The organism is Paracoccus sp. (in: a-proteobacteria) (assembly GCF_032007265.1).
Classification (GTDB): Bacteria; Pseudomonadota; Alphaproteobacteria; order Rhodobacterales; family Rhodobacteraceae; genus Paracoccus.
In genome coordinates this window covers 1-18,355 of sequence record NZ_DALZMB010000016.1, presented here as the reverse complement: position 1 = coordinate 18,355, position 18,355 = coordinate 1, and the positions used below count along the sequence as shown (strand labels likewise).

Genomic DNA, 18,355 nt, shown 5'->3' with positions numbered 1-18,355 from the left:
GGGGGAAGCAAATGGAGAATATCGTCCCTTTTGAAGCTGGCCGCATCTGGTTTGACGGAGCTCCAAGGCTGTTCCTGCTGGAGATCGTCTTCCGCAGCACATTCGCCTATCTTTACTGCTTCCTGCTGATCCGGCTTTTGAATGCGCGTGCTGTCGCGCAGATGTCGATGACGGATATGATCCTGGTCATCGCGCTTGGATCGGCGGTCGGGGATCTCACATTCTATGAGGATGTCCCGATTTTCCATGCGTTGGTGGCAATCACCGTGATCGTCCTTCTGACCAAGTTCGCCGATCGAGCGATCCACAATCAGGACTTTCTCAAGCGCGCACTGGCCAATTCGCCGGTCCTGCTTGTCCGGGACGGCGTGATCGCCATGGAGGGCGCCTCTCGCCGGGATCTGAACACGCTCGAAGTCATGGAGTTGTTGCGCATTCATGGCGTCCGTAACCTTGGCGAGGTCGAATGGGCCTTCATGGAGGCGGGTGGTCAGCTTTCTGTCTTTCTGTTTGATGCCGCCCGCCCGGGCTTACCCATCGTCCCCCCACTGGACATGCAACCGGCTTTCGCGTTTCCCGCGCCGCCGCAGGTCGGCGCGCAAGCCGCCTGTCGCTGTTGCGGGCTGACCACCGCCACGCTGGCGCGCAAGGACGCCGACTGCCCGAACTGTGGTCAAAATGAGTGGTTGGCGGCGTCTGTGCGGTAGGCCTGCGCGTGTCGCGGGTGGAACCGATCAGCGAATTTGCCAGTTTCGATCGTGACGAAAGTTCAACTTCGCCGCCACGTTTCAAGTGGCGCCCATCAGAGGAGAACCGAATGGCCGATTCACAGCGCGAGGAATTCTGGGACCGCCTTGAGGACGTCCGCGCCGGCATGCTGGAAATCGACGGTGCCTTCCTGCCCATGTCGCACAACCTAGAACCGGAAGACGGAAACATCTGGTTCATCACGGCCAGGGGCACGTCGATGGCAAGGGCCGCCGGCGAAGGGTCCCGAAGCCGCTATATCGTGAGCGACACCGCACAGGGCATCCATGCCGAGATCAAGGGCCAGTTGGAAATCTCGCAGGACAAAGAGAAGCTCGACGAGGTCTGGGGCACCGTGGCGTCCGCCTGGTTCGAGGATGGAAAGAACGACATCGACATCGTTCTCATTCGGCTGATCCCTGCCTCGGCTGAGGTATGGCTGGGCCCAGAGAGTGGCCTCGCATTTCTGTTCGACCTTGCCAAAGCCAAGATCTCTGGAAAAAAGCCGGATTACGCCCCGAAATTTTCGCTGAGTTTCTGAGCTTGCGTTGTGGGTGGGGGATAGAAGGGCGCGCGATGGAAGCTGCGTCATGCGTCAGAAGAGTGCCAAGACCACGCACGCCGTGCGATCAGAATTGACGAGGGTTGCGGGGCATCGGTTCGAGCTCTCCTTCGAACGACCGCAAGCTCAGACCGTATAACTCGGGCGTAAACTGGGTGCCCTCTTCAGCAAATATCAAAGCGCTGCAAGCGGGTCTTCGCCCCACGTCGAGATCGTAGAAAGGCTTATGTCTAATCCTGCTGTCCGTTTATGGAGGGGAGATATATGGCGGAACGGTTTGGTCGTCCTGTTACACCATCAGGCACAGGTTTTTATTATCGTGAGACCGATCTTTCTGGGCTTAGAATACTGCTCTATCAAGATGTCAGTATAGAAGACCAAGATGTGGAGATTCATATCAGAGGCGGTGGCGCCAGCTTGTGTCGCATCGCGTGCAGCGACGGCCTGCCGGTCGAAACGTTAATGGAAAAGGACCAAGATATCTACAGGTTTGATATCGGAATTGTATATACATCAGATCCACACCCCATCTCGGATATGCTGGCGTCATGCAACTTTCCCTTTATCATTTTTACTGATCGCCCCGAACACTGTCTTTCATGGTACCCTGCCGCGTTGTGCGTTCATACCGAAGATGGTCCCGAAGCACTGGCTTCGTCCGTTCTTTTCCAGCTCGCAGTCCGCAAGGCAGAGCTTAATAGCATACCGGCCGACATGCCCGTAATTGATTGGATCCCACGGCTACGCGCAATGGCGCGGTTTCTGGTTAAAAATCACAGTGTGGCCGACGACATTCTTGAAAAAGCAATGACCGAAGCCGTAGATTATGTAAACGATCTAGGGTCTGACAGAGAAGTGGGCGCGCTTCTAATAATGCTGATTGAGCGAATATGGCATCGTGAAAAAATGTCGCGCCTGACCTGATATGCGGAAAATAAAGACTAAGGAAACGTGGGCAACGACGCCAAGATCCATCGCCTTTGCCCACGGCTAGCCGGATGTAGAGAGAGGTTGGGGACTGGCGCCCGGCTTGTGGTGACCGGCACTGAACCAGCCTTTTTCTGGAACAAAGCTGAGACTTTCCGGTTGATGCGACTCAACTGTCGTGTCCGCTATGACAATATGCTCATCGAGACGACTGCAAGGGTTGGCGTTTTGGCCCGAGGGGCTTGCTGCCACGGTAGACAGCCTTTGCATCTCCCACTCGATTGTGTCCAGGCCGAGCTTTGACGCTGTCTACGTCGGAACGGCCTAGACGGTGGCGGCATCAAAGCTGTCAGGAACGAAATCAGGAAGAAAGGCAATGCCATGGAGACCTACCCCAAGCCACCGTTTCCAAAACAGCATCAATCCTTACCGGGCAGTTTCCGGGACATGGACCCTATGCCAGATCATGGCGAGGGCAGTTGGGTGGGGCATGGGCGACTGAAAGGCATGGTCGCGCTGATTACGGGTGGCGATAGTGGGATAGGTCGGGCCGTGGCAATCGCCTATGCACGCGAAGGGGCCGATGTGGCGCTCTCCTGGCTGAACGAAACAGAGGATGCGGCTGACACAGCGGACATCGTGCGCAAGGCGGGCCGGAAATGTTTATCGATCGGTGGCGATATCGCCGATCCAGACCATTGCCGCAAGCTGGTGGACGAGGTCGTCACCCATTTTGGACGGATCGACATTTTGGTAAACAACGCTGGACATCAAAAACTGTTTGATCGGATCGAAGATATCTCTGACGAGGAATGGCGCAAAACCTTCGCAGTCAATATGGATGCGGTCTTCTATATAACCAAAGCGGCCGTTCCCCATATGACCCGAGGCGGATCCATCATCAATACAGCCTCTATCAACTCTGACGTGCCCAACCCAAAGCTTCTTGCATATGCCACGACCAAGGGGGCAATCCAGAACTTCACAGCGGGATTGGCGCAGCTTCTTGCAGATCGCGGCATTCGCGTGAATGCGGTGGCGCCCGGCCCTGTCTGGACACCACTGATACCCGGTAGCTTCTCGCCTGATGAGGTGGCGGAATTCGGCATGAATTACCCTCTGAAACGGCCCGCGCAACCCGTCGAACTGGCAGCTGCCTACGTGATGCTTGCGGAGCCTATGTCAAGCTACCTGACCGGTGCAACAGTTCCAGTAACCGGCGGCAAGCCGATGCTCTGAAGGGAACAAGTTATGAATAAGTCTTCACTAATATTTTTGTTCGGCGTCGCGCTAGGTTTAAGCCTTGCTTCCTTCTCCAGGGCTGCGCGCGAACGAAAAGATGACAATCGGTCGAGGCAGTATATTCGTCCTGCGGGTCGTTCCCAAATGCAGAATCCGCCCAAGGAATGGGACATGGTTGATGAACAGGCCGATGAGTCCTTTCCTGCCAGCGACCCCCCTGGCAACTACTGACCAAGTTTACCCCAAGGTGAACAAATCTAATCGGCTCTGCTTGCGAATTCACCGAAGGTAAGAGCTGACGTTTGGAGGCTTTCGAACTTCCCCGGTGATGCCGCTTATGGAGGAGCTTACGTTACCCATCAACGTGTCATTCGCAGATCGCAACAATATGCTTGGAGGAGACAGAATGAACAGCATTATCTATTTGGTTGGACTGGTCGTCGTCGTCCTATTCATTCTTAGCGTGTTAGGATTACGCTGATGTCAGATCTCATCGTAGAAAAGTCTCCTGCGTACAATGATCGCAGTTATGTTGATCTTGGCGCTGTCATTGCGGGAACTGTCGTTGCGGTCGGGGCGTCAGCGGTATTGAGTGGGTTTGGTGCCGCAATTGGACTTGGCTCGGTCTCTTTTGATGAAGGATCGATTAGTGCGTTCGGCTTGATCTTGACAGCACTTTTCGTCGTCATCTCAATGGTTCTCGTTTATATGCTTGGCGGGTATATTTCGGGGCGTATGCGGAGACGTGCTGAGAGTTCCACCGTCGAGGAAGTAAGGGTTCATGACGGGCTGCATGGACTGTTGGTTTGGGGGCTTGGAACCATCCTTAGCGCCTTCGTTGTAGCGGGTGCGATCACGGGGACTGTCAAGGCGGTGGGCAGTGCAGCAAGCACGACCCTGGAAGCTGCGGGCGCCGCCGTTGGCGGCGTCGCGCAAGGCGCAGGACAATTGGCAGGAGGAATTGCCTCGGGCACCGGACAGGTCATCGGCGGGGTGGCTCAAGGCGCGGGTCAGGCAATGGCCCCAACGCTGGAGGATACCCTGTCGAATGGCATGGACTCTCATCCGATGGATTACATTTCCGGGGCCCTGCTTCGCCCTGCGCAATCTGGATCTGGTCCAACGACTGCAGAGACTGGAGATGTCCAGCAGGAAGTCGGGACAATTCTTGCCCAGCTTATCCGCACGGGCGAGATTAATGAGGCCGACAAAAATTATCTTCGTCAGGTTGTGGCTGCACACACCGGCCTAAGTCCTGCCGAGGTCGATGCGCGGGCGAGCGAGGCCGAGCAACGTGCCCTGGCAATTCGCGAGGAGGCCGAGAAGAAGGTGGCAGATGTGCAAGCAAAGCTTGAGGAAATGAAGGCCGCGGCCCAGAAAACGATGGATGAGGCAAAAGAGCAAGCCGAACACGCAGCTGAGGAGGCCCGCGTGGCTGGAATACTCACAGCCTTCCTGCTTGCCGCGTCCGCTCTTGTCGCTGCTGCCGCGGCCTATATCGGCGCAGTCAGGGGCGGTGAGCACCGGGATGAGGGGCGCATCTGGCGCGGCCTGACCCACAGCCGGCGCTGATTGCGGGCATCTCAAGCCTAATCATGGAGCAACCCCGGCATTGGCGCATGAATGCCGGGACTGCGTCAAATTTCTTTTTTATTGTTAAGTGTCAATTTGCTGGGCGCTTTGTGAGGCTGATCTCTGAGCGCTATTTTTTCGTTAGAAACGGGCAGGGGCTGCAGGCGCCGGAAGCTCATTTGAGTTTGGAACAAATCTCTCTTTCAGTTGTTCTTGCCCCTCATCAGTCAATCACGCAACCAAGGAGGAGACCCCATGAACTGGGACATCATTCAAGGCAAGTGGGACCAAATGAAGGGAAGCGTCAAAGAAAAGTGGGGCGACCTCACCGATGACGAATTGACCGAAATTTCCGGGCAGCAGGACAAACTCTCGGGCAAGCTGCAAGAGAAGTACGGCTGGACTAAGGAGCAGGCAGAGGACGAGATCAATCGCTTCTTTGTCGACAAGGATAGGGTCTGATTCACCGCATATCACCATTGAAATCTGGAGAAACACGATGAATATCTATGTTCTTTCTGCACTGGTGGTCAGCGCGATGATGGCAGGCCCCGTGATGGCGCAAAACACCGGCGACTCTCAGGCCGTCAATCCGTCCACTGAAGTTGATCCAGCTCCGCCAGAGGTTGCGCCTGATCCAACGGCAGAGGTCCCTGCGGCCACCACCGAAGCGCCCGCCGCAAGCACGGCCGCACCGTCTGCCGGATCTGCGGACATTGCTCTAGTCGTGCCTGAGGGCTACATGATGACCGAATTGACATCGGTGACCACAGATCAACTCAAAGGGGTCGATATCTACGATCCTGCCGATGCAAAGATCGCGGAAATTGCTGATGTGGTGATCGGCAGCGATGACAAGGTCACAGGCATCGTGACAGATGTGGGGGGCTTCCTCGGACTGGGTGAACACCGGGTTTCCCTGTCCCCGGACCAAGTCGCCATCTACAAGAATGCCGACGACGATATTCGCGCATATGTTTCGCTGACAAAAGACGAACTCAAGGCGTTGCCAAAGTACGAGGCACCGAACCAGTGACCCTTCGGCGGGGCGAGGCAAAAAAACCTCGCCCTCATTAATCCCAACTCGCATCGAGCGGAGCGCGGACTTGGCAGACCGTCCCGTCGGGCTGATGGTGCAGTTCGACCTCGCCATTCAACTCGGCCGCCAATGCGTCGGTAATCAACATCGAGCCGAAACCGGTCTCGGTTGGTGGCGTAACGGTCGGTCCGCCGCGCTCTTGCCAGGTCAGCTGGAACGTGGCGGTTTCGCTCCAGCAGGCCCAATGGATCGAAATATTTCCGCCAGGCACCGAGAGTGCACCATATTTCGCGGCGTTGGTCGCCAGTTCGTGCAAGGCCAGCGACAAGGTGACGACGGCGCGCGGGGGCAAATGCAGATCCGGGCCCTCTATCTCAAAACGCTCGTGGCCAAATGCCGAGGCAACACCGTCCACGACCGACGCCAGGCTTGCGCCTTCCCAACTGCGCTGGATTAGAAGGTCATGAGCTTGGGCCAAAGCACGCAGTCGATCAGAAAACGGCTTGAAGCGTTCCGGTTCGTCGCGGCCAAAGCTTTGGTTCGCAATGGCCTGCACTGTCGCCAGCACGTTCTTGACCCGATGGTTCAGCTCGCCCATCAACAGCCGCTGCAACCGTTCGGCCTGTTTCTTGCTGCCGATATCGCGCGCGATCTTGGACGCCCCGACGATCCGGCCCTGCCGATCATGGATGGGCGAGACGCAAAGCGAGACATCGATCAAGCTGCCGTTCTTGTGCCGGCGCTGCGTCTCAAAGGTATCGATCAGTTTCCCCGCTATGATCTGCGCCATGATCAGGTCTTCCTCTTCGGGGCGGTTATCCGGGACCAGTAGAGTCACCGCCCGGCCCAGGATCTCATGCTCGGCATAGCCGTAAAGCACCTCGGCACCGCGATTCCAAGCAGTGATATTGCGATCCAGATCCATGCCCAGGATTGCATCGGTCGACGAGGAAACGATGGCAGACAGGCGTCGCTCGGCCTTCAGGGCCTTCACGCGTTCGGTGGTTTCGGCGACGATGCACAGCACGGCCTGGATGCAGCCATCCTCGTCGCGGATCGGCGAATAGGAAATATCGAAGTGGACGGTCTCGACATAGCCATAGCGATCGATGTGGAACGGTCGGTCCCGGGCGGATACGGTATTCCCCGTCGTCCTCACCTCGTACAGCAGCGGCTCGAGATCGGCCCATAATTCCGCCCAGCCTTCACGCGCAGGCCGACCCAGCACCGTTGGATGCTTGTTGCCGATGGTCGTGGCATAGGCATCGTTATAGAGCGCCACATAATCATCGCCGGCAAAGATGGCGATCTGCGCATGAGCCGGAAGCGCAAGCTCAATGGCCGCCCGCAAACAGGCAGGCCAGTCGCGCATCGGTCCGAGCGCGCAATTGTGCCAATCCAGAGCCGCGATCAGGCGTGCCATCTCGTTGCGGTCCGAAATACTCCCTGTCGCCATGCCTCTTCCCTGATCTCTGATTCCTCCCGAGGGTGCATCGTGACGCAGGCCCTTGACGCCATAGTCATCAAAACCAGCCACAGCGCAATCAAGATGCAGAAATCCTGCTTCAGGCGGACAAAAAATGCGGAAACCGGGCTGATCAACAAGATAGGACCTTCAATTAATGTTGAGATAGGTGGGAACATTTTTGCCGTCATCTGGTTCAGCACGCGGATCTTTTTTGCTTCTTCAAAACGAACAAATAGGAGACTGCCATGAAAAACGCTGCCAAGACGCTTATCCTCACGGCAACTTTTGCTTTGAGTTCTTCGATGACGTTCGCAGATTGCGCTCAGGAGATCTCTGCTCTCGAAGCTGAGATGGCTGACGGCAGTCACGAAGGTATAGCGAAAGACGGCACTCTCGCTCCATTGCAGAAGCCAACAAGCGGGGCGAGCGGAACGGCATCCAACGACCAGACCTCTGATGAGAGGGCGAAGGAGGGAGAATCCGCCGCATCTGAAGAGACTGCAGTTGCGCCTATGGATAGCACCCAATCTGAAACTTCAGGGCCAGATACTGATCAGGCGATGTCAGGTCAGGATGCGCAATCTCAACAGAGTGGCGGAATGACCGCGGCTCAGGAAGCTGAAGACACTTCCAAGGATAACCGCCCTCCTGAAACGACAGCACACTCGGAAGCCTTGAGCAAGGCGCGCGCGGCCTTGGAAAAGGGCGATGAAGCAGCGTGTTTGAAGGCTCTCGAGGGCCTGTCCTAAACTTGGCGCTACGCCTCTTCTGGGAGCTGCTCTGCCCGAAAGAGCGGCTCTCCTAGTTGAGCGCAACAATGCTGGCATTCAGTAGGGCCGCGAACGAGACTCAGGCTGCATATGGGAGAAACATCAACGCGGAGGCGGGGTCAGCCTTTCTTCCTCGCACGGTAAACAAGACAATAGCCGCCAGCAGTGGAAGAGTGACAATAAATCCCAAGATAGGCTTCTGCGCGCCGAAGAAGGCTGGCGACCACAAAAAGTTCAGCACCATCTGTGCCACCCATAGCGCTTTAAGGTCGGTTTTGTCGGTGATGAACCACGTCCGCCAGCCCACGACTCCAATCAGAACGTAAAGTAGCGTCCAGACAGGCGCAAAAATCCAGTTTGGCGGATTGAACCAGGGCTTCTCCAAGCTCGCATACCACGCTCCTGGCACATTCAGGTAGCCGATGATCAATCCAATGCCAACGACACCAAGGATGAAAAATGCCACATACTTCAATCCTGACATGAGTGCGTCCTTATGGATAACAGTCAAATGCGGGAGCCCGGTCCTACAGGCGCGAGCTCCAGCAACGAAAAACTGCCCCCGGTGCAGGCCGAGGGCAGGATTGAAGCCTTGTTCAGAAAAGCGGCACCAAACTTTGAAACACGCCTTACTCGCCACCATTTGTGGCACGGTCATTTTGTCGGGCCTTCCGATCGCCAGCCTCTCTATTCTGACCGCCAGCGTTTGGCTCATTGGAGCGCTTCATCTGTTTCGGGTTCAAAACAGGTTCAGCATTGGCCATCTTGTCGCGCTGCGCGTCGCGCGCCACGTCATGCTTCTCGTTTTCCACTTTCGGGTCGAACTTGGTACTCACGGCAAGCCTCCTTCCTTCGAGCAGTTAAGGAATATTGCGCGGCGTATACTCGGGCAGTTCCTTGAGTTGATCTTTCGTCCAGCGAGTATGGCCATGCACCACGCCGTCTTCGCTGCGCATCAGGTCGAGGTCTTTTGCCCAAAGCTCCACCGGCTTTGCCTCCATGCCGAGAAAGCCACCTACGTCTACGACGATAGTAGTATCAGCACCCGCACCGTAAACCTCAAAAATAGTGCCTAACCTGTCATCGTCAGGCCCATAAATCGGAGCTCCGTTCAGAACAGGCTCCGTAAACTCGCTATCGTTCAGGCGGACATGATTGGTATGATCCATTCTCGTTCTCCTTTCTCGATGATGACAAAGCAACCAACCTTTGCACGGTTTGGTTGTTCCATAATGGTCCCGTGAGGGCTTTGCACCACTCGTGAACACCCATCTTTGGAACTGTGACCATGCATAACGTTTCGCAGCCGAAACGGAGAGGCTGTTCAACTATGCTGATACCAGTCGAAGTATTCCGCATCCAGTTCGGCAATCACCGCATTAATGATAGGCTCGGCCTCTTCCTCCATTAGCGTAGCCGGGGACTGCGGCTCGGTGAAACTCAAGACGGTTCGCAAATGACCTAGAGATTTCAGGCTAGTCCTCGTTCTCGAAGGGTGCTCTCCAAGAATGAGTTGTGATTGGATATCCGATAGTATATACAAGTGAAAAACATGGAGGCCGCGATGATCGAGACCAAGATCCGCAAGGTTGGCAATTCTGCTGTTATGACTCTCACCGCCGAAATGTTGACGTTGCTCGATGCCAAGGAAGGCGACACCCTCTTTGTCGTGCGCACAGATGACGGTGGGCTGAAGGTCATACTTGAAGATCCGAACCTCAAAGCTGCGCTAGCAGCAGCTGAGATCGTGATGGATGAAAACCGGGATCTCCTACAGGCCCTTGCATGAACGACTGGATCTGGGTGCCTTTGGCGGCGCTGTCAGTGATACACGACCGTCAGATTTCACGGCATGGCGGCGCCTCTGGTGTGCGCGATCCAGCGCTTCTGGAGATGGGCTGCGCGCGAGCAATGAATTTGGCAGCATATGGAACGCCGGACGTATTCGACATCGCTGCAGCCTATGCTTTTGGGATCAGCAAGGCACACGCGTTCGTTGATGGCAATAAGCGCACGGCCTTCGTTGCAGCTTTCACGTTCATGCGACTGAACGGCTTGGCTCTGCGCCCCGAACCTCGACAAGGTGTTCGGATGATGGAGGACCTTGCTTCGAGCGTAATTACCGAGGCAAGTTTTGCGAGCTGGTTGCGGGCACTTTCTGTCCAACAGGGAAATGCGACAGGGAACGGCTGACTTCTCGCAAGTCCCCGTTGCCGACAGGCTTCGGCGACATCGCCTAGGTGTTTGATCCCACGGTTTGATGGTGCGATCCTTTCTTTGGAATGGATGGATGCCCTATGGCACAAATTCGTCACGGCAGTGACACGACCACGCACGCTGTCAGAGCAGCAATACAGCGATCGCAGGCTTCGCTCGCGCAACTGAGCCGAGAACTTGGCATCAACCCCAAGACGGTCGCAAAGTGGCGGAAGCGGACAACCGTCGAGGACATGAAGACCGGGTCACGTCTCGACGGAAATCAACAGACCGGGCCGTCAAAGCCGCGCTCGACGGTTCTGTCCGAGGATGAGGAGGCGGCGATCGTGGCATTCCGCCGCCACACGCTGCTGCCACTGGACGATTGCCTTTACGCGCTGCAGCCCTCGCTCCCTCACCTGACGCGATCTGCGCTGCACCGATGCCTGCAACGGCATGGCATCTCGCGTCTGCCTGATGTTGAGGGAGACAAACCGAAGCGGTCGAAGTTCAAGCGCTACCCCATCGGCTTCTTTCATGTCGATATCGCCGAGGTTCAGACTGCGGAAGGGAAGCTCTATCTCTTTGTGGCAATTGATAGAACCAGCAAGTTCGCCTTTGTCCGCCTTGTCCATAAGGCGGGCAAGATGGCTGCAGCCCAGTTCCTGCGCGACCTGATCGCAGCTGTGCCATATCGGATCCACACGGTGTTGACCGACAATGGCGTGCAGTTCGCAAATCGAGGCGTCGATACCAACGCCTTCGAGCACATCTTTGGCCGCCTATGCCGTCAACACGACATTGATCACCGGCTGACGAAGATGAAACACCCTTGGACCAACGGCCAGGTCGAACGGATGAACCGCACGATCAAAGAAGCGACCGTGAAGCGCTTCCACTACGACGATCACGACCAACTGCGAACGCACCTCGATGACCTCCCCGCCGCCTATAACTTCGCTCATCGGCTCAAGACCCTCAAGGGCCTTCCCCCTACGAATACATCTGCAAGATCTGGACTTCAGAGCCCGACAGATTCATCCTAAACCCGATCCACCAGATGCCGGGACTGAACACCTAGTATGAACAAAGTGGCCTAGCTTGGAATTTCCGAGCCTATGAAGTAGATGCTAACGAGAGAAGAGTAGCCATGTACAAGATTATATCTTGATACACTCGATATAATCTTGTACACCGATGCTAGAAGTAGCGTCGGACTCATGAAGCTGGAGAGACCGACAGTGCACGACATTAATGGAAAACCAAATGATGTGGTCACGGTCGCAGGGTTGCGGAAATATTTGTCAAAGGGCTGGGAGCTTCACGTTCTCAGTCGCGAGGACGCAGAGCTTCGCGGGCCACAGTGGCACGGAAGTTGGTACCTCATGGGAGTTGATCCCAAGACGCTTCAATGGGTTGTTCTTGTCACAACCCGAGACGAACGACGGCACCGCGCGCGCGCTGCTGGCCCTAACTCCGGTCATACAATCGAATACCGCGAGGTTAAGACAGTCTCTGGCCTCGTTAAGGTGCTCAAAGAACTGGGTTTTTCAGGTGTTGGCTTGGAAACAGAAGGCGGCAAGAGCATTGTGCTCCGCTATGCAGACACGGGCGCAGCGTAAAAAATCCTCTTGGACAGCGTGCATCAGCACGTTCTGCACTCTCACAGTTACTAGCTCGATGTCTATCGGATCGGTTTCTGCGGAAGTGATGCGTTTCGGGGCTGATGGTGCGCAAGTTCTGACTGTCGGCTCATCGGTTCAACGCTTTGATGCGAAGGGCCAGCGTCGCAACATTTCGCCGCCTCCCCCCGAAGCGGAACATACGCCGCTGCGCGAAGAAATCGCCAAGCAGTCCGGTGAGAGCGTTATTTTGGGTGTGGGCGTAACTGAGCGTTACGCAGGTGCGCGACCGAGCGTGCGGCAGACGGCGCTACGCTATCAGAACCACCCAGCGATCAAGAGCGCTGGAATGACGCCAAAGCAGTGGGTTGCGACCTTCGAGGCTTTGGTCTGGCAGGAATCGCGGTTCAATGCGCGTGCGCTTAGCCCAAAGGGAGCGGTAGGGCTCGCGCAATTGATGCCAGGGACTGCGAAGATGCTGGGCGTCAATCCTCATGATCCCCTGGACAATCTCGATGGGGGGGCGCGGTATTTGCTGACGCAAATGCAGCAGTTCGGAAATCCGACACTTGCGCTCGCGGCTTACAACGCGGGGCCGGGTGCGGTGCAGAAATACGGTGGCGTTCCGCCGTATCGCGAGACTCAAAATTACATAAAACGAATTATCGTGGAACGAGACAGACTGCTCTCCCACTAGAAAATTCAGGAGAAAATCTATGAACAGGACGTACGCCCAGACCGCTTTTGCGGTTCTGGCGGTGGCTTTGCTCACCCTCAACGCAAGTGAAGTGCTGGCCCAAGCGAGCGGCACGGTGGATTTTTCCAAGGTCGATAAGGTCGGCACAGGGTTCATCACTTGGCTGAAAGGCAACATTGCCATCGCCATTTTCACTGGCGCCTTCATCATCTGCGGCTTCATGGCGGCGATGAACCGGATCAGCTGGTGGTGGGTCGTGATGATCTTCGTGGGCGGCTTCTTCGTCTTTGGCGGCTCGTCCCTCGTCACCCAGATGAAATCGGCGCTGACCTGATGGAACGGAGCGCCGTCATCCTCGGGTTGTCGCGGCAGGCCCGTTTGATGGGATTGCCGATGCCCTACATGCTTGGTGTCGGCGCTCTGACTGCCCTGCCATTTTTCTGGACCCAGTTCATCCCTTGGGTGCTGACCGGTCCGGTCTGGTACATCGCGGCGCGCATTGCCGTCGCCATGAACCCCAACGGCCATAAGGCCTTCGCGGTGGTCCTTCGCCGGACCCCGCCCTCCCTTTCGCGCCAAAAAAGAAAAGAGGGTCGCCGCTATGTTTGATGCCAAGCATGATCACAAGATCAGTGCGCGCGCGGGAGCCGTCCGGCCCAAGGTGCCGCAGCTCTACCCGCATATGCCCTATGTGCTGGAGGTGGACGATTTTACGGTGCGCACGCGCGACAACGCCCTGATGATGTCGCTGGAAATCTCGGGCAAGGACGGCTTCACCTCGGCCGATCGCGACCTTGAGGATTTGCGCCGCGGCTTTGCCTCGATCCTTGACGGGCTGGACGAGCGGTTCAGCTTCTATGTCCACCGCATGATGAAGCCCGCCGCGCTCGGCCTCACGCCGATCTACGGCGAGAGCTTCGAGGCGGATCTCGACCAGTGCTGGAACGCCCATCTCGAGGCCCAGAAGCTGCGCGATTTCGTGGTGGTTCTGACGGTGGTGCGTAACCTGCAAGCCCCGCTCAAGCTCCCGTTCTTTGCCCGCAAGGCCAAGCAGATCTTTGATGGTGACACCGCTGCGCGCCATGCCGAATTGCGTGAGGTGGTCGCCATTTTGGAAACCAGCCTGCCGGTCGGAACGCGTCGGCTGAACATCAGCGACGGCTCGCTTCTGGGTTTCTACAGCTCGATCAATTCCGGAATTCTTCGCCCCGAGTTTCGCGGCGATCTGAGTCTGATTGCCGAGGATGTGAGCAACGTCGGGCTGCGTTTCAAAGGCAGCGTGATCACCCTTGAAGAGGGGCTGGACCGCCCGCGCTATGCGGCTGTGCTGGCCGTCAAAAACTATCCGACCATGACCGAGCCGGGGATGCTCGATGCCCTCGATACCGGCATGGATACGCTTTTGACCCATAGCTATACGCCGATCGCGCGCCAGAAGATCGCCGATCTCGCCAAGCTGCGCATCCAGCAGATGCGCGCGGCCGATGATGCGGCGGGCTCGATCGAGGATCAGCTTGGCGCGACCTATGACGATGTGGAAAGCGGCCGTCTCGGCTTCGGCGAGCACCAGTTTACCATCACGGTTTTTGCAGATAGCCCCGATGCGCTGGAGCAGCGGGTCTCGCAGGTGCGCGGGGTGGCCGAGCAAGCCAAGCTGCGCCTGACGCGGCTGACGTCCACCATGGTCGCGACGTTTTTCGCCAACCATCCCGGCAACCGTGACTATCAAGCATGGGAAACCATCGTCAGCTCGATCACCTTCGCGGATCTGTGCAGCCTGCATATGACCGACAGCGGAACACCCGCTGCACGCCTGCCTTGGAAGTCCCCGATCACGGTCTTCCAAAGTGTGACGGGCGCGGCGCACCGCTTTTCCTTCCATGATGCGGGTGATCCGAAGTCGGAGCCGACGATTGGTCACACCCTCATTCTCGGCCCCTCGAACAGCGGCAAGACCGCGACCATGGCCTTTCTGGCAGCGCAAGCGCGCCGGACCGGCGCGCGCATGGTGCTGTTCGACAAAGACCAAGGCTTGCGCATGGCGGTCGCGGCGCTCGGTGGCCGCTATGCAGAGATCAAAGCCGGTCAGCCCACGGGGCTCAATCCGCTCGCGACCGAGAACGGCCCGCGCGGCGAGGCATGGCTGATGGATTGGCTGGCAACACTGGTCGAGCGCGGCCATGGCGCTTTGAGCCCGCATCAGGCCGAGGCACTCAAGAATGCGGTGCGCCAGAACGGACAGGCCGCGCCGGATCTGCGAAGCTTCGCGCATTTTCCCTCCTTGATCGGGGATGCGCGCGATGACCGCGCCCTTGCGACAAGGCTTGCTGAATGGGGGCCGCAGGGCCGCTATAATTGGGTATTCGGTCAGGCGAATGCGCCGGTGGTGGATTTTGACGGGCTGGATGTACTCGGGATCGACCTCACGGAAATTCTCGGCCTGCCGACCGAACGCTCGGCGCTGCTGTCCTATATCTTCCGCCGTCTGGAGTTGATGTTCGAGGCCCGCCAGCCGATGCTTCTGGTCATTGACGAGGCTTCTACGGTCTTTGACGACGAGTTCTTTGCGCGCTGGCTCCCGAAGTGGCTGGTCACGGTGCGCAAGATGAATGTGGTCGTGGTTCTGCTGACGCAGTTTCCCTCCCAGATCAGGAACAGCAAATCCCGCTCGATCCTCGAAGGGCTGCCGACCCAGATCCTTTTTCCGAACCGGCGGGCCCAGCCCGCAGATTACGAGGGCTTCGGCCTCACGGATAACGAGACCGACTTTCTTCTCGCCGGCCGGACCGGCACGCGTCAGGCGCTTTTGCGCAGCCATAACGGCCAGACGCTTCTTGACGTCGATCTGTCGGCGCTTGGCCCGCTTCTGACCGCGCTCGGCGGTGGCGAGGCAGGCCGCGCGGCCTTCGGGTCCGATTTTGAAACCATCCCGTTTTTTTGGAGAAAAGACCATGCGTAAGTCCCTTTTGCTGCTTGCCCTTCTCCCGCTTGTGTCGGCCTGCGCCAGCGAGGCGCCGATCAAGAAGGCCAATTGCTGGTCCAGCATGAGCTTTGTCGAGACGCGCGATTGCGCGGCGCAGCGCTGAGGACGGGCGGATGCGTCTCTCGCCCCTGCTTCTCGGCAGCACATTTGCCCTGACGGCCCTGCCGGTGGCCATCTGGTCGCATGGCGTGCCGGCTGTGGACATGAAGAAAGTCGCGCTCGAAGTCATGACGATCGACGCCGAGCAGTCAAAGACCGGCGCAGATGTGGACGAGAATGCCAAACGCTCCGAGATCGCGCGCTATCAGGCCGATCAGATTGCCGCTCTGGACGAGACGCTGAAGCTTCTGAACGGCACCAGCGCCTTCATTCCCGATTTGGAAACGGGCGGTGAGGGTGGCGCGGCTTACGCCAGTGCGGCGGTCTATGCCATCGAGGACGACAACCCCTATGCCGAGCGGCTGTTTGGGGATGCGCCTGCCACGATCGAGCAGATGATTGCGGAAACCGTGGTCAAATACAACAATCATCCGGCGCTGGCGAAGGCGGGGATCAATGCGGTCGAGTTCCGCTGCTGGTTCCAGGGATTGGTGAAAGCGGAATCCAACTTCTCGATCGGGGCCAAAAGTCCCGTTGCGGCCTTCGGCCTGACCCAGATCATGCCGGGAACGGCGAAGGAGCTGGGGGTCTATCCAGCCTATTACGACGATCCTCGCGCCCAACTGGACGGTGGCGCGCGCTATCTTCTGCAACAGCTGAACAAGTTCGGTTCGATGGAGCTGGCGCTGGCCGCCTATAATGCCGGTCCCGGCGCGGTCCAGAAGTATAACGGCATCCCGCCCTATAAAGAGACGCAGGGCTATGTCGTGCGCATCCGCCGCTATTACCAGACCTATGCCGCACGGGTGAGCGGTGCCGACGATCTCGGCACGCTCGACCCCAAGGATATGGTGATTGCGGAAAGCTCGAACGTCGCGGACGCTGGTTGGCATTACGCGGCACATTCGATGGATACGATGGAGGGGGCGGCAACCCGTTTGCGCTCCATCGTCATGCAGATCGAGGGCACGGCTTCGGTCAAAGAGGCCATGGATCTCAACACCTATGCGCGGGCGGAAGTCGCGCGCATGGCGATCATTCAAACCCGTCTGAAGGCGGTTCGGCAACGCATCGACGCGGCGCGCTACGCGCTCTTGCTGCAAGCCTATGCCGAAGACGAGGACTTTTTGCGCGTCTCGATGGAGGATTAATGATGAAGCAGTTTTTTGCAGCGGCAACACTCGCGCTTAGTTTCGGCCTTCAGGCCGGCGCGCAAGGGGTTCCCACGATCGACGTGACCAGCCTCGCCAAGCTGACCGACCAACTGGCGGAAGCGCGTCTCCAGCTCAAGGAGCAGATTGCCGCGAACCTCAAGCTGGACGACCAGACGCTGAAGATGATCGAGCAGATCGCGCTTCTTCAAAGCCAGATTGCGGCGCTGACGGAGGGCTTTACTCTGGCCGATCTCGGCTTGGACCCTGCATCCTTCCTCAAGGACATTCTGCCGCAATTTGCCGATCTCTCGCGCTCGCTCGATGCTGCCAAATCCGGAAATTGGGAACGCGCGCTTTCGGGCGGGATGCTCGGCGGCGGGACGGTTGCCGCCCATGTCGATCGCACCTTTGCCTCGGCGGGCATGAGCCGCGAGCAGGTCAAAGCCCTGACGGAGAGCGAGAATGCGGCTACGGCGCGGATCGGGACGGCGGCAAACGTCAATGCCTTCATGTCGGCAGCGGCGGAAAGCTCGTCGCAACAGGCCAAGGAAAGCCTGACCCGCATCGACGGGTTGGTGGGCAAGATCGAGGAGAGCGAAAACCTCAAACAGGCGATCGACCTCAATACCCGCGTCACCGCCGAATTGGGCATCGCGCTTGCCAATCTCTGGGCTATGGAAGCGGTCCAGACGGTGGGGATGGGCGAGGCCGGCGTGATGGATGCCGCCACGGCGGCCGAAGAAGAAAAATTCTTGCAAATCAAGATGGAGGAATGAGCAATGAATAAAGTGGTTTACATCTCCATCGGGGCTCTGGTCGGGGCACTTGCGGCGAGCGCTGTGTTCCTTGCCCTTCCGCAAAGTGCGGCAGATCCGCTGGCTGACATCACGGGCACACCGGCGCTGACCGAAGCGGAGCTTGATGCCGAGGACGATTTCCTGCGCATTGATATGGGCAAGGAAGACGCGCCAGAGGGCAAAGTCGAGCCGCTGAAAAACGCGGGCAATGTGCGCTATAGCACCTGCGCAAAGACGCCGGAACTGGTGGCCTATCTCGGCAAGCCAGGCAATGCGACCTACGCCCGTCGCCGCGACATGAATGACTACCTTGTCACGATGAGTGTTCTGTCGACGCAGGACTGCACCTGTACGGGCAAGATGATCCCTGTGGAAACGCTCATGGCCTTCGAAGCGCGGCTGATCGAGGAGACAAAAGTCACCAATGGGCACCTCGATTTTTCCTTGTTTTCCGCCGTTCAGGGCCGATTTGGCGGCCTG

General features: G+C 57.7%; 22 protein-coding genes and 1 pseudogene. 19 read left to right on the top strand and 4 right to left on the bottom strand.

All coding sequences use genetic code 11. The features are described 5' to 3' along the window. Window positions 1-11 precede the first annotated feature (11 nt). From RTS12_RS05400 to RTS12_RS05370, 7 genes are all read left to right on the top strand, one after another. Window positions 12-707 (top strand): YetF domain-containing protein, encoded by a 696-nt coding sequence (locus RTS12_RS05400; RefSeq protein ID WP_312526240.1) that lies wholly within the window; start codon window positions 12-14, stop codon window positions 705-707. A gap of 110 nt (window positions 708-817) precedes the next feature. Beyond that, window positions 818-1,288 carry a pyridoxamine 5'-phosphate oxidase family protein gene (locus tag RTS12_RS05395; RefSeq protein WP_312526238.1) on the top strand — a complete coding sequence of 157 codons (471 nt, stop codon included), beginning with the start codon at window positions 818-820 and terminating at the stop codon, window positions 1,286-1,288. A gap of 285 nt (window positions 1,289-1,573) precedes the next feature. Further along, window positions 1,574-2,233, top strand: coding sequence for a hypothetical protein (locus tag RTS12_RS05390; protein ID WP_312526237.1), 660 nt, complete (start codon window positions 1,574-1,576; stop codon window positions 2,231-2,233). A gap of 384 nt (window positions 2,234-2,617) precedes the next feature. Then, window positions 2,618-3,475 (top strand): glucose 1-dehydrogenase, encoded by an 858-nt coding sequence (locus tag RTS12_RS05385; protein WP_312526236.1) that lies wholly within the window; start codon window positions 2,618-2,620, stop codon window positions 3,473-3,475. Window positions 3,476-3,958: 483 nt separating this feature from the next. Continuing rightward, entirely contained in the window at window positions 3,959-5,050 is a 1,092-nt protein-coding gene (locus RTS12_RS05380) for a hypothetical protein (RefSeq protein ID WP_312526234.1), read from the top strand. 255 nt (window positions 5,051-5,305) lie between these two features. Next, window positions 5,306-5,512, top strand: a complete 207-nt coding sequence (locus RTS12_RS05375) for a CsbD family protein (protein WP_312526232.1) — start codon at window positions 5,306-5,308, stop codon at window positions 5,510-5,512. Window positions 5,513-5,549: 37 nt separating this feature from the next. Next, window positions 5,550-6,086: a PRC-barrel domain-containing protein gene (locus RTS12_RS05370; protein WP_312526230.1), complete on the top strand. Its 537-nt coding sequence runs from the start codon at window positions 5,550-5,552 to the stop codon at window positions 6,084-6,086. Window positions 6,087-6,123: 37 nt separating this feature from the next. On the opposite strand, the gene RTS12_RS05365 is transcribed toward RTS12_RS05370, so the two are convergent. Continuing rightward, window positions 6,124-7,545, bottom strand: coding sequence for a PAS domain S-box protein (locus RTS12_RS05365; RefSeq protein WP_312526228.1), 1,422 nt, complete (start codon window positions 7,543-7,545; stop codon window positions 6,124-6,126). Window positions 7,546-7,802: 257 nt separating this feature from the next. Between RTS12_RS05365 and RTS12_RS05360 the strand changes: the two genes are divergently transcribed. Continuing rightward, a complete protein-coding gene (locus RTS12_RS05360) occupies window positions 7,803-8,306 on the top strand; it encodes a hypothetical protein (RefSeq protein ID WP_312526227.1) in 504 nt (167 codons plus the stop codon). Between the two features lie 100 nt (window positions 8,307-8,406). Here the strand turns inward: RTS12_RS05360 and RTS12_RS05355 are convergent, their stop codons facing one another. From RTS12_RS05355 to RTS12_RS05345, 3 genes are read right to left on the bottom strand one after another with little or no spacing between them, the layout of a single operon-like run. Beyond that, the gene (locus RTS12_RS05355) at window positions 8,407-8,985 is read right to left on the bottom strand and encodes a TspO/MBR family protein (RefSeq protein WP_312526225.1); all 579 of its coding nucleotides are present in this window, start codon (window positions 8,983-8,985) and stop codon (window positions 8,407-8,409) included. Continuing rightward, window positions 8,957-9,163, bottom strand: a complete 207-nt coding sequence (locus tag RTS12_RS05350) for a hypothetical protein (protein WP_312526223.1) — start codon at window positions 9,161-9,163, stop codon at window positions 8,957-8,959. The genes RTS12_RS05355 and RTS12_RS05350 overlap by 29 nt, the downstream gene beginning before the upstream one ends. A 24-nt stretch (window positions 9,164-9,187) precedes the next feature. Beyond that, a complete protein-coding gene (locus RTS12_RS05345; RefSeq protein ID WP_312526221.1) occupies window positions 9,188-9,496 on the bottom strand; it encodes a PRC-barrel domain containing protein in 309 nt (102 codons plus the stop codon). A 395-nt stretch (window positions 9,497-9,891) separates the two neighbouring features. Between RTS12_RS05345 and RTS12_RS05340 the strand changes: the two genes are divergently transcribed. The 11 genes and pseudogenes from RTS12_RS05340 to RTS12_RS05290 form a co-directional block, all read left to right on the top strand. Next, window positions 9,892-10,116 (top strand): AbrB/MazE/SpoVT family DNA-binding domain-containing protein, encoded by a 225-nt coding sequence (locus RTS12_RS05340; RefSeq protein ID WP_312526219.1) that lies wholly within the window; start codon window positions 9,892-9,894, stop codon window positions 10,114-10,116. Continuing rightward, window positions 10,113-10,520, top strand: coding sequence for a type II toxin-antitoxin system death-on-curing family toxin (locus RTS12_RS05335; RefSeq protein ID WP_312526217.1), 408 nt, complete (start codon window positions 10,113-10,115; stop codon window positions 10,518-10,520). Before RTS12_RS05340 ends, RTS12_RS05335 begins: the two co-directional genes overlap by 4 nt. 104 nt (window positions 10,521-10,624) lie before the next feature. Continuing rightward, a pseudogene (locus tag RTS12_RS05330) lies at window positions 10,625-11,604 on the top strand (IS481 family transposase). A gap of 599 nt (window positions 11,605-12,203) precedes the next feature. After that, window positions 12,204-12,842, top strand: coding sequence for a lytic transglycosylase domain-containing protein (locus RTS12_RS05325; protein WP_312526215.1), 639 nt, complete (start codon window positions 12,204-12,206; stop codon window positions 12,840-12,842). A gap of 19 nt (window positions 12,843-12,861) precedes the next feature. Further along, the gene (locus RTS12_RS05320; RefSeq protein ID WP_312526213.1) at window positions 12,862-13,176 is read left to right on the top strand and encodes a TrbC/VirB2 family protein; all 315 of its coding nucleotides are present in this window, start codon (window positions 12,862-12,864) and stop codon (window positions 13,174-13,176) included. Next, a complete protein-coding gene (locus tag RTS12_RS05315; RefSeq protein WP_312526212.1) occupies window positions 13,176-13,451 on the top strand; it encodes a VirB3 family type IV secretion system protein in 276 nt (91 codons plus the stop codon). The genes RTS12_RS05320 and RTS12_RS05315 overlap by 1 nt, the downstream gene beginning before the upstream one ends. Then, the gene (locus tag RTS12_RS05310; RefSeq protein WP_312526210.1) at window positions 13,444-15,801 is read left to right on the top strand and encodes a type IV secretion system protein B4; all 2,358 of its coding nucleotides are present in this window, start codon (window positions 13,444-13,446) and stop codon (window positions 15,799-15,801) included. The genes RTS12_RS05315 and RTS12_RS05310 overlap by 8 nt, the downstream gene beginning before the upstream one ends. Continuing rightward, window positions 15,794-15,928, top strand: coding sequence for a hypothetical protein (locus RTS12_RS05305; protein ID WP_312526208.1), 135 nt, complete (start codon window positions 15,794-15,796; stop codon window positions 15,926-15,928). The genes RTS12_RS05310 and RTS12_RS05305 overlap by 8 nt, the downstream gene beginning before the upstream one ends. 10 nt (window positions 15,929-15,938) lie before the next feature. Continuing rightward, window positions 15,939-17,075 carry a lytic transglycosylase domain-containing protein gene (locus tag RTS12_RS05300; protein WP_312526206.1) on the top strand — a complete coding sequence of 379 codons (1,137 nt, stop codon included), beginning with the start codon at window positions 15,939-15,941 and terminating at the stop codon, window positions 17,073-17,075. After that, window positions 17,075-17,854 (top strand): type IV secretion system protein, encoded by a 780-nt coding sequence (locus RTS12_RS05295; RefSeq protein ID WP_312526204.1) that lies wholly within the window; start codon window positions 17,075-17,077, stop codon window positions 17,852-17,854. The genes RTS12_RS05300 and RTS12_RS05295 overlap by 1 nt, the downstream gene beginning before the upstream one ends. Window positions 17,855-17,857: 3 nt before the next feature. Continuing rightward, window positions 17,858-18,355, top strand: a 498-nt coding sequence (locus RTS12_RS05290; RefSeq protein ID WP_312526202.1) for a hypothetical protein, incomplete at its 3' end; no start/stop codon positions are given.

Coding starts and splice junctions, on each gene's coding strand:
- RTS12_RS05375 (WP_312526232.1), top strand. CDS start 5,306: ATGAACTGGGACATCATTCAAGGCAAGTGGGACCAAATGAAGGGAAGC.
- RTS12_RS05315 (WP_312526212.1), top strand. CDS start 13,176: ATGGAACGGAGCGCCGTCATCCTCGGGTTGTCGCGGCAGGCCCGTTTG.
- RTS12_RS05340 (WP_312526219.1), top strand. CDS start 9,892: ATGATCGAGACCAAGATCCGCAAGGTTGGCAATTCTGCTGTTATGACT.
- RTS12_RS05385 (WP_312526236.1), top strand. CDS start 2,618: ATGGAGACCTACCCCAAGCCACCGTTTCCAAAACAGCATCAATCCTTA.
- RTS12_RS05305 (WP_312526208.1), top strand. CDS start 15,794: ATGCGTAAGTCCCTTTTGCTGCTTGCCCTTCTCCCGCTTGTGTCGGCC.
- RTS12_RS05390 (WP_312526237.1), top strand. CDS start 1,574: ATGGCGGAACGGTTTGGTCGTCCTGTTACACCATCAGGCACAGGTTTT.
- RTS12_RS05370 (WP_312526230.1), top strand. CDS start 5,550: ATGAATATCTATGTTCTTTCTGCACTGGTGGTCAGCGCGATGATGGCA.
- RTS12_RS05310 (WP_312526210.1), top strand. CDS start 13,444: ATGTTTGATGCCAAGCATGATCACAAGATCAGTGCGCGCGCGGGAGCC.
- RTS12_RS05325 (WP_312526215.1), top strand. CDS start 12,204: ATGTCTATCGGATCGGTTTCTGCGGAAGTGATGCGTTTCGGGGCTGAT.
- RTS12_RS05320 (WP_312526213.1), top strand. CDS start 12,862: ATGAACAGGACGTACGCCCAGACCGCTTTTGCGGTTCTGGCGGTGGCT.
- RTS12_RS05345 (WP_312526221.1), bottom strand. CDS start 9,496: ATGGATCATACCAATCATGTCCGCCTGAACGATAGCGAGTTTACGGAG.
- RTS12_RS05365 (WP_312526228.1), bottom strand. CDS start 7,545: ATGGCGACAGGGAGTATTTCGGACCGCAACGAGATGGCACGCCTGATC.
- RTS12_RS05395 (WP_312526238.1), top strand. CDS start 818: ATGGCCGATTCACAGCGCGAGGAATTCTGGGACCGCCTTGAGGACGTC.
- RTS12_RS05295 (WP_312526204.1), top strand. CDS start 17,075: ATGATGAAGCAGTTTTTTGCAGCGGCAACACTCGCGCTTAGTTTCGGC.
- RTS12_RS05360 (WP_312526227.1), top strand. CDS start 7,803: ATGAAAAACGCTGCCAAGACGCTTATCCTCACGGCAACTTTTGCTTTG.
- RTS12_RS05400 (WP_312526240.1), top strand. CDS start 12: ATGGAGAATATCGTCCCTTTTGAAGCTGGCCGCATCTGGTTTGACGGA.
- RTS12_RS05335 (WP_312526217.1), top strand. CDS start 10,113: ATGAACGACTGGATCTGGGTGCCTTTGGCGGCGCTGTCAGTGATACAC.
- RTS12_RS05300 (WP_312526206.1), top strand. CDS start 15,939: ATGCGTCTCTCGCCCCTGCTTCTCGGCAGCACATTTGCCCTGACGGCC.
- RTS12_RS05380 (WP_312526234.1), top strand. CDS start 3,959: ATGTCAGATCTCATCGTAGAAAAGTCTCCTGCGTACAATGATCGCAGT.
- RTS12_RS05355 (WP_312526225.1), bottom strand. CDS start 8,985: ATGACCGTGCCACAAATGGTGGCGAGTAAGGCGTGTTTCAAAGTTTGG.